8 protein-coding genes are annotated in these 8174 nt (G+C 30.6%); all 8 read right to left on the bottom strand.

What is annotated here, in order from left to right; genetic code table 11:
- Positions 1-165: 165 nt before the first annotated feature.
- The 8 genes from HMPREF9709_RS01125 to HMPREF9709_RS01090 all read right to left on the bottom strand — a co-directional run bounded on the left by HMPREF9709_RS01125 (position 166) and on the right by HMPREF9709_RS01090 (position 8098).
- Positions 166-918: a peptidylprolyl isomerase gene (locus HMPREF9709_RS01125; protein ID WP_005397120.1), complete on the bottom strand. Its 753-nt coding sequence runs from the start codon at positions 916-918 to the stop codon at positions 166-168.
- Between the two features lie 103 nt (positions 919-1021).
- The gene (locus HMPREF9709_RS01120; RefSeq protein WP_005397118.1) at positions 1022-1885 is read right to left on the bottom strand and encodes a hypothetical protein; all 864 of its coding nucleotides are present in this window, start codon (positions 1883-1885) and stop codon (positions 1022-1024) included.
- Between the two features lie 8 nt (positions 1886-1893).
- Positions 1894-2595: an ABC transporter ATP-binding protein gene (locus HMPREF9709_RS01115; protein WP_005397116.1), complete on the bottom strand. Its 702-nt coding sequence runs from the start codon at positions 2593-2595 to the stop codon at positions 1894-1896.
- Positions 2592-2942, bottom strand: a complete 351-nt coding sequence (locus HMPREF9709_RS01110) for a GntR family transcriptional regulator (RefSeq protein WP_005397115.1) — start codon at positions 2940-2942, stop codon at positions 2592-2594. Before HMPREF9709_RS01110 ends, HMPREF9709_RS01115 begins: the two co-directional genes overlap by 4 nt.
- A gap of 259 nt (positions 2943-3201) precedes the next feature.
- The gene (radA, locus tag HMPREF9709_RS01105; RefSeq protein WP_005397114.1) at positions 3202-4569 is read right to left on the bottom strand and encodes a DNA repair protein RadA; all 1368 of its coding nucleotides are present in this window, start codon (positions 4567-4569) and stop codon (positions 3202-3204) included.
- Entirely contained in the window at positions 4569-6959 is a 2391-nt protein-coding gene (locus tag HMPREF9709_RS01100; RefSeq protein WP_005397111.1) for an ATP-dependent Clp protease ATP-binding subunit, read from the bottom strand. Before HMPREF9709_RS01100 ends, radA begins: the two co-directional genes overlap by 1 nt.
- On the bottom strand, positions 6956-7627 hold the full coding sequence (locus HMPREF9709_RS01095) for a hypothetical protein (protein WP_005397110.1): 672 nt from the start codon (positions 7625-7627) through the stop codon (positions 6956-6958). The genes HMPREF9709_RS01100 and HMPREF9709_RS01095 overlap by 4 nt, the downstream gene beginning before the upstream one ends.
- 9 nt (positions 7628-7636) lie before the next feature.
- Positions 7637-8098 carry a CtsR family transcriptional regulator gene (locus tag HMPREF9709_RS01090; RefSeq protein WP_005397109.1) on the bottom strand — a complete coding sequence of 154 codons (462 nt, stop codon included), beginning with the start codon at positions 8096-8098 and terminating at the stop codon, positions 7637-7639.
- Positions 8099-8174: the final 76 nt, after the last annotated feature.

Below are 8174 nucleotides of genomic sequence, written 5' to 3'. Positions count from 1 at the left end.
ATTTTTTGACCCTTGCGTTTTCTATTTTTCTTATTTTGCTAGGGAAATGATATACCCATTACAATTAATGATTTGATATTACGCTTCATGATATCTCTTTTCCGTTTATGATTCATCTATTCCCACAAAAAATCCAGACTCATTATTAGTCCGGACCCTTCCCCTCTATTCCTCTATCTCAATTGATTCTATCTTTACATCTTCAACTGGTTTATCTTGTCCATCTGTTTTCACTTTGGAAATTTTTTCTGCAATATCCATTCCTTTAATCACATGACCAAAAACAGTATGTCTACCATCTAAATGAAATGCTCCACCTTGTTCTTCGTAGGCTTTGATTACGGATTCTGGATAGCCTTTTTCTTCACCGGCATCACGCATTTGTTTTATGATGTCTGCTGAAACATTGTTTTTTGCTGTAACGATGAAGAATTGTGAACCATTTGTACTTGGTCCCGCGTTGGCCATTGATAGCGCTCCATAGAAGTTTCTGTAGTTGATGTCAAATTCATCTTCGAATGGGGATTTCCAGATGCTTTCACCTCCCATTCCTGTGCCTGTTGGGTCTCCGCCTTGTATCATGAATCCTTCGATTACCCTGTGGAATGTGATGCCATTATAGTATCCGTCTTTTGATAATTTTACGAAATTTTCTACAGCTTTTGGTGCAACATTTGGGAATAGGATAATTTCCATTTCTCCCATAGTTGTTTTCATTTTAGCTTTGATATTACCTTCTTGATATCCATTTATTTGATTTAACACTTTATTTTCTCCTTCATTTTTTGATTCTTTTGGTGACTCTTTTTTTGTTTCAACATTAGTTTCTTCTATTGATTCTTTGTTTGAACCGTTACTACAAGCAACTAATGAAAAGATTAAGATAATTGCAAGTAGGAATGTTAAATGTTTTTTCATAATACCTCTCTTAATTATTTTTATTTATAATTATAGCATAAAAAAAGAGCAATGTTTTAAACATCACTCTTGTTTTCTAAAATATATAATCATAACTCTAGGCCTATTTTTCAATTTTCTTTTCTAAATTGTAGCCGACAAACACGAATAATAAAACTCCCGCAAGTCCGTTGAATGCAGCTGTTATAAAGTTATTTCTTGTGAAGTAATTTATTATTTCTTCAGCATTTATTGATACTGAATAAGGTGTTGTATCTATCATTGTGAAATCCGATGAACCAAATAGTGCACTTTGGATAAATGACCAAATAAGTGCGAAGATGATTGCATATATTATCCATCTTGCGGAGTCGGATTTTCTTCTACCTATTCTGTAATCAGCAATAACGGCTGTGAAAATTAGTAAAAGATAAAATAAAGATGATGAAATCATATTTACTATAATCGAAAGTATTAAAACATAATCCACTTGATTAAATAAATTAAAAATTTCTCTCCACATTACATTTATCGCCTCTTGTAATTCGGATGGCAATACTATGCCAGGTATTACAACCCATAAAATCATCCATATCAGAATGTTCCATAATACTACTACTATTGGTAATATGAAGGACCATAAAACTGCAACGATTAATTTTGCACCAATTATTTGATATCCTGATCTTGGTAATGAAAATGTGATATATCCTCTATTTTGATAAATGTCTGTCTTAAGAATGTTTGCTAATCTTAAGTAATATGCGATAATTGTACCAAACATTAATAGTGAACTGCCGGCAACAATTAAAGCTGTAAGTGTATTGATTATTGCAAGTGGTCCAGTAATGTCAATCTTTGCTATTTCCATTCTTACGAAACCATTGAAAATGGCTTGTAAAATGAATGATACTATGCCGATTATTATGATTAATTGAGTAATCTGTTTTCTACTATTTCTAAATTCATATTTAATTAGTTGACTCATAATTCCTCCTAGTAAACCATTGATCCATATATTTCTTTGAAAATATCGGATATCTGTTTGCCTTTTTCTAATCTTAAATCTTCAGCATTTCCTTGCAGCACAATCTCACCTTTTGAAACAAAAACTACATCATCAAAAAGTGTTTCTAATTCATCAACTAAATGAGTAGTGATAATTAACAATTTGTCATCTTCTATGTTTGAAAATATAGCTTCTAATATTTTGTCCCTTGAGACTAAATCCACACCTGCAATAGGTTCGTCAATTACGTATATTTTGGCATCTCTTGATAAAATTAAAGATAAATGGAATTTTTCATTCATACCTTTTGACATGTCTGACATTCTTAAGTTTTGATCTAAATCCATAAATTTCATTAATTTATTAAATTTTGTCTCATTGAAATCTTCAAAAAAACTTCGCCATAGTTTTTTCGCCTCTGTGACAGTGTAATCTTCTGGTATGAATGGAGAATCTGGTAAATATGAAACATGCTTTTTAGTTTCCGCATTAATCTCTTGTCCCAGCACCTCAATCGTACCTGAAGTTGGTTTCAAATAACCATTAATCATCTTTAACAAAGTCGTTTTACCTGATCCATTTGGACCCAAAATCCCTACAACTTTTCCGCCGCTTATTTCTAAATTAAAATTCTTTAATGCTACTGTTCCATTCCCATATCTCTTCGTTACATTATTAAATCTAATCATAATCTCTCCTTGATTTTATTAATAATTGTTTCTTTTGAATAGTCTAAATTAGACATATCTTTTATAAATTCATCAATCCTATTTTCTAAAAAACTCACCTTGAGATTATCGATGAATTCTTGATCTTCATTTACAAAATATCCTATACCTCTTTTACTAAAAATATATCCCCTTGATTCGAGTTCCGTATATGCCTTTTGGACAGTATTAGGGTTTACCATAGTCTCTTCAGCAAATTCTCTAATAGAAGGTAGTTTATCTGCAGCTTTCATTTTACCACTAATTATATCCATTTTAATCAAATCGACTAATTGAATATAAATAGGTTGATCTTTGTTAAAGTCCATTATAACCTCCTGTGTTTCTGTACTATCTAAATAATACAGTAATTTCACCGAAATGTCAACAAGAAGGCAAATTGCAACTTCAAAAAATGTCATCATAATCTATCGTTTTCTAATACTCTCCATACCAAAGCTATACCATACTAACAAAACTATTACATCAAAAAAACCAGATACTACATAACATAGCATCTGGTTCTAAAAAATTGGTTCATCAATAGCTGATGAACCAAAATAAAATTATTCATTTGTAGAATGCATTCTATCTAAACACATCTTTTATCACTTCGTTAATATTATAAAGCTGTTTAACTTCTAGATTTTGAAGCTTGGATAGGTCATAATTTCCTTTCGCAATATATGCTTTTGTAAATCCAAGTCTATCTAGTTCGAGTAGCCTTTTTTCAATATCGGGCACTCTTTTAAGTTCACCTGTTAGACCAACTTCAGCAATAAATACAGTATGATTATCTATACCTATCTTCTTCAATGAAGATACAATACTCATAATAATCGCTAAATTTACCGCTTGTTCTGATAGTTTCAAGCCACCAGTAGTTTTTAAGATTACATTTTTATCATAAAGACCAAATCCCACTCTTTGCTCTAGAATGGAAATCAAGGTATTTAACTGATCTTTTCTTAAACTATCTCCAATTCTTATTGGATAAGGAGTAAATGAAGGCGAAACTAATGACTCAACTTCTACGGTTAAGATACGAGACCCCTCTTTTATTACAGCCAAAGCTGAACCTTCCACCGGTTTTTGTCTTGGAGTAATGAAGTATTCTGAAGGATTTAACACTTCTTTAAGTCCACTCTCAACCATATCAAAAAGCCCAATTTCACCAGTATATCCAAATCTGTTTTTTGTAGTTCTAAGCACTCTAAGTTGTGTATCATCTTGATTTTCTAAAACTAAGACGGTATCAACTAAGTGTTCTAAAGTCATTAATCCTGCCATTTCACCTGATTTGGTCATATGACCAACCAAAATGGCAGCCTTTGGATTATTTGAATCTTTACAAATATCAACAATAGCATTTGCACACTCAATAGTTTGTGTTGGCGTGCCAGGTCTTTGGGAATATTCTGATAATGCTAAAGTCTGAATGGAATCTAAAAATATAACATCTGGATTGATATCCTTAATCTCTTCAATCGCTAAATCCATAGAATTTGTTGAAATGATATAAATATCTTCTGGGATGTCATCCATTATTCTATTTGCTCTATTTTTGATTTGTGACTCTGACTCTTCACCAGAAATATAAAGAATTTTCTTTCCAGATTTTGCTAAATTATATGATATTTCAAGTAATAATGTAGACTTTCCAGCACCTGGTTTCGCCGTTAAAATAGATACACTATCTTGAACGATTCCCCCACCAATAGTCCTGTCAAACTCATTTATACCAGTCAAGATTCTCTCTGAAGTATCTGAACTTACAGACTTCAAGCGATTAGATTTTTTTGATACACGATTTAATGTCTGTGATTTTGATTTAGGATTTTTTTCTACAACTTCTTCTACTAATGTGTTCCAAGAACCACAGCTTGAGCATTTTCCAGCCCAAGCTATGTGTTCTGCACCACATTCTGTACATCTATATATTGTTTTTAGTTTCATTATGCTGTTTCCAATTCATTTAATGCTATCTTATCGCCTCTCATAATGATTGAAATCATCTTATCTTTGTCGATACCTTCTTCAAGAATTCTCTCAGCAATTAAATCTTCAATTTCTGTCTTAATTGCTCTATCTAAAGGTCTTGCACCATAAGTTTCATCAAATCCTATTGAAGCAATTTTTTCTACAACTTTATCAGTGTATTTAGCTTTATATCCCATATCTTCGATTCTTTCAATTAAATCATCCAATCTTAAAGCTACAATTTGTTTAATATCTTCTTTATTCAATCTGTTAAATACAATGATGTCATCAATTCTATTTAAGAATTCTGGTTTAAATAAGTTTTTCAATTCCTTATTTACTACATCTTTTGTATTTTCATAATCTTTTTTAGCTTTAGTTTCTTCTGATTCAAAACCAATACTATTTCTCTTTGATAATTGAGAAGCACCAGCATTTGAAGTTAATATTATAATTGTATTTGTAAAGTCGACTTCTCTACCTTGTGAATCAGTCAATCTACCTTCATCAAGGATTTGAAGTAACATGTTAAACACATCTGGATGAGCTTTTTCAATTTCATCAAATAGTATAACAGAATAAGGATTGGATCTAACTTTTTCTGTCAATTGACCACCTTCATCATAACCAACATATCCTGGAGGTGAACCAATTAATTTAGAAATTGAATGTTTCTCCATGTATTCACTCATATCAATTCTAATTAGGCTATCATCACTATCAAAAATATTAGATGCAATTTGTTTTGCTAAATATGTTTTACCTACACCAGTAGGACCTACGAATATGAATGTACCTATTGGACTATTTTCGTCTTTTAATCCTACTCTTGCTCTTTTAATAGCCTTGGCAACTTTTTCTACCGCATCATCTTGGCCGATGACAACACCTTTTAGATTTTTATCTAAATCTCTATATTTTTCATTTTCCTCTTGTGTTAATTGAGTTACTGGCACTTTTGACCAATCAGAAATTATTTCTCTAATCTTATCAACAGTTATCTTTTCAGTATATTCAATTTCATCAGAGTTTTCTCTTTTTTGATTGAAATCAAAAATTTTATTTTCCACTGCATTTAATTTATCTCTTACAAATGCAGCTTTTTCAAAGTTTTGTGTATTAATAGCTTCTTCTTTTTGTTTATTTAAGGTATTAAATTCTTCAGTTAATTTTACCAATTCTTCCGGTATCTTAAATGAATCAACTTTTAGATTTGAAGATGCTTCATCAATTACATCAATTGCCTTATCTGGTAAATATCTATCTGTGATATATCTATCAGAAAGTTTTACTGCTTCTTCAATCACTTCATCTGTAATTTCAATTCTATGGAATCTTTCATAGAATTTTTTTATACCTTTTATTATTTCAATAGTTTCATCAACAGTTGGTTCTTCAACCATTATAGGTTGCAATCTTCTTTCTAGTGCTGCTTCTTTTTCTATAAATTGTCTGTATTCTGTTATAGTTGTAGCACCAATTACTTTTAACTCACCTCTTGTTAAATATGGTTTCATTATATTTGAAGCATCTAAGCTTCCTTCTGATGAGCCTGCTCCAACAATAGTGTGAATTTCATCAATAAATAGGATGATATCTTCTTGTGATTCTACTTCTTTCAATGTATCAGAGATTCTTTTTTCAAAATCCCCTCTATATTTTGTACCTGCAACCATTGAAGCCATATCCAAGGAAATAATTCTTTTTCCTTTTATAATATCTGGTACATCATTTTCTGCAATTTTCTTAGCTAATCCTTCTACGATGGCAGTCTTACCAACACCTGGTTCACCAATTAAAATTGGATTATTTTTTGTTCTTCTTGTAATTACTTGTATAATTCTTTCAATCTCTTTATCTCTACCAATTACACCATCAATCTTAGTAGAAGCCTTAGCAACTAAATCTTCCCCATATTTTGCAATATTAGGATAATCACTCACATCTTTTCCTCTTGATCTATTTTGCATGTAATTATCAAGAATCATATAAACTTGTTGTGGATTAACATTAGTATCGATTAACATATCTTTTGCTAAAGTATCAGAAACAAGTAAATTAATTAATAATAATTCTTCAAAAGTTGTTTCAGAATCATTATTTCTTTTCTTTTGCATAAATACATCATCTAAAATTTCTTTTAGCTCTTGAGTTGTACCGATGATTCTAATACTTTCTTCCTTGTTAATCATATTTTGCAAATATTCTCTTAATAAAATATAGTCTGCACCGGCTGTAGTTAATGCTCTAGACTCTAAACCACCGCTTTTCATAAGCACTAAAAGAGCATGCTCTGTACCTATATATTTAGAATTAAGATATGTCGCTTCATCAGTAAGCTTTTGCATAAATTCTCTTAATTTCATTGAGTTTCACCTTCTTTTTCAATCTGTTTTATAATCATAATTTTCTTATTTATTTCTCGCATTTCATCACGAGAAGTAGCTGCTGCCAAATAGTCTTCTTTTTCAACAAAACGATTCATCTCTTCTCTCTTCTTTTCGACAGCCTTTTTCAATAATCTCATTTCTCTTTGCTTTGCAAGTCTTTCTTTGGTATCTTGATTTCTAGAATAGTTATTTTCCCCATCAAATGAGTCTTTTCCATCTCTATCAAAATTGAAACCAAAATCATAATCTGGTTTTGTATGGTATTCCATATTATTGCCAGCATTGTTAAGTTTTCCAAAGATATCATTTAAATCATCTTTAGTTAAATTAAATCCTGAATTTTCAAAATTCATATCAGAAATATCGAAATCTTCTGAATTTAAATTATTCATATCAAAGTTTTCATCATTGATAGCTTCACCAATAAATTTTTCAAACTCGTCTTTATTATTTTGGAAAAATTCAAACATTTTTCTTTGTACTTCTTCAGGGTCAAATTCACCATCTTCACCTGCTAAGGCACCCATCATGCTTTGCAATTGTTCTTGATAGCATTCCATACAAATGCTTATTTTTTTCATTTTACCATTTACCATCATGAAGACTTCCATATCAGCATCATTACCGCAGTTAAAACACCTCATAATTACCCCCTAATCTCTTACCAATGCAAGCAAAATATTTTTCAAAATACTTGCACGAATAATACTCCTATCATTGATATCTATATACTTTAACGCATTATCGTCAATAGAATGTTGAATAAGTAATTTTTCTCTTTTGGTAATTACCTCTTCTTCTCTCAAACCATTAACAATATGCATTGCTTTATCTAATGTAATTTTATTTTCTATTGTTTCACTTAATATTTTATTTATTAACTGATCTTCTGTCATTTCAAGTTTTACAATCTTAATATATCCTCTTCCACCTCTTCTACTCTCAACATAATATCCCTTATATGGAGTAAATCTAGTAGATAAAACATAATTAATTTGCGAAGGAGCACACTGAAATTGCTCAGCCAGTTCGTTTCTACCGATTTCGATATATTGTTTTTCTGCTAATTTAATTCTATTAAGTAAAAAATTTTCAATATCATTTGTTAAACCCATATCTCTGCCCTTCTTTGACTTTAAACTCTAAAAAAATTTCTTTTCAAATATATTTTACCATCTTTTACCTTTCATG

The organism is Helcococcus kunzii ATCC 51366, from assembly GCF_000245755.1.
GTDB lineage: Bacteria > Bacillota > Clostridia > Tissierellales > Peptoniphilaceae > Helcococcus > Helcococcus kunzii.
Note: the sequence above shows the minus strand (reverse complement) of the source record. Positions and strands in the feature narration are given on the sequence as shown.

Excerpts from the sequence above, each read along its gene's own strand:
- HMPREF9709_RS01125 (WP_005397120.1), bottom strand. The coding sequence starts at position 918 with ATGAAAAAACATTTAACATTCCTACTTGCAATTATCTTAATCTTTTCA.
- HMPREF9709_RS01120 (WP_005397118.1), bottom strand. The coding sequence starts at position 1,885 with ATGAGTCAACTAATTAAATATGAATTTAGAAATAGTAGAAAACAGATT.
- HMPREF9709_RS01115 (WP_005397116.1), bottom strand. The coding sequence starts at position 2,595 with ATGATTAGATTTAATAATGTAACGAAGAGATATGGGAATGGAACAGTA.
- HMPREF9709_RS01110 (WP_005397115.1), bottom strand. The coding sequence starts at position 2,942 with ATGGACTTTAACAAAGATCAACCTATTTATATTCAATTAGTCGATTTG.
- radA (WP_005397114.1), bottom strand. The coding sequence starts at position 4,569 with ATGAAACTAAAAACAATATATAGATGTACAGAATGTGGTGCAGAACAC.
- HMPREF9709_RS01100 (WP_005397111.1), bottom strand. The coding sequence starts at position 6,959 with ATGAAATTAAGAGAATTTATGCAAAAGCTTACTGATGAAGCGACATAT.
- HMPREF9709_RS01095 (WP_005397110.1), bottom strand. The coding sequence starts at position 7,627 with ATGAGGTGTTTTAACTGCGGTAATGATGCTGATATGGAAGTCTTCATG.
- HMPREF9709_RS01090 (WP_005397109.1), bottom strand. The coding sequence starts at position 8,098 with ATGGGTTTAACAAATGATATTGAAAATTTTTTACTTAATAGAATTAAA.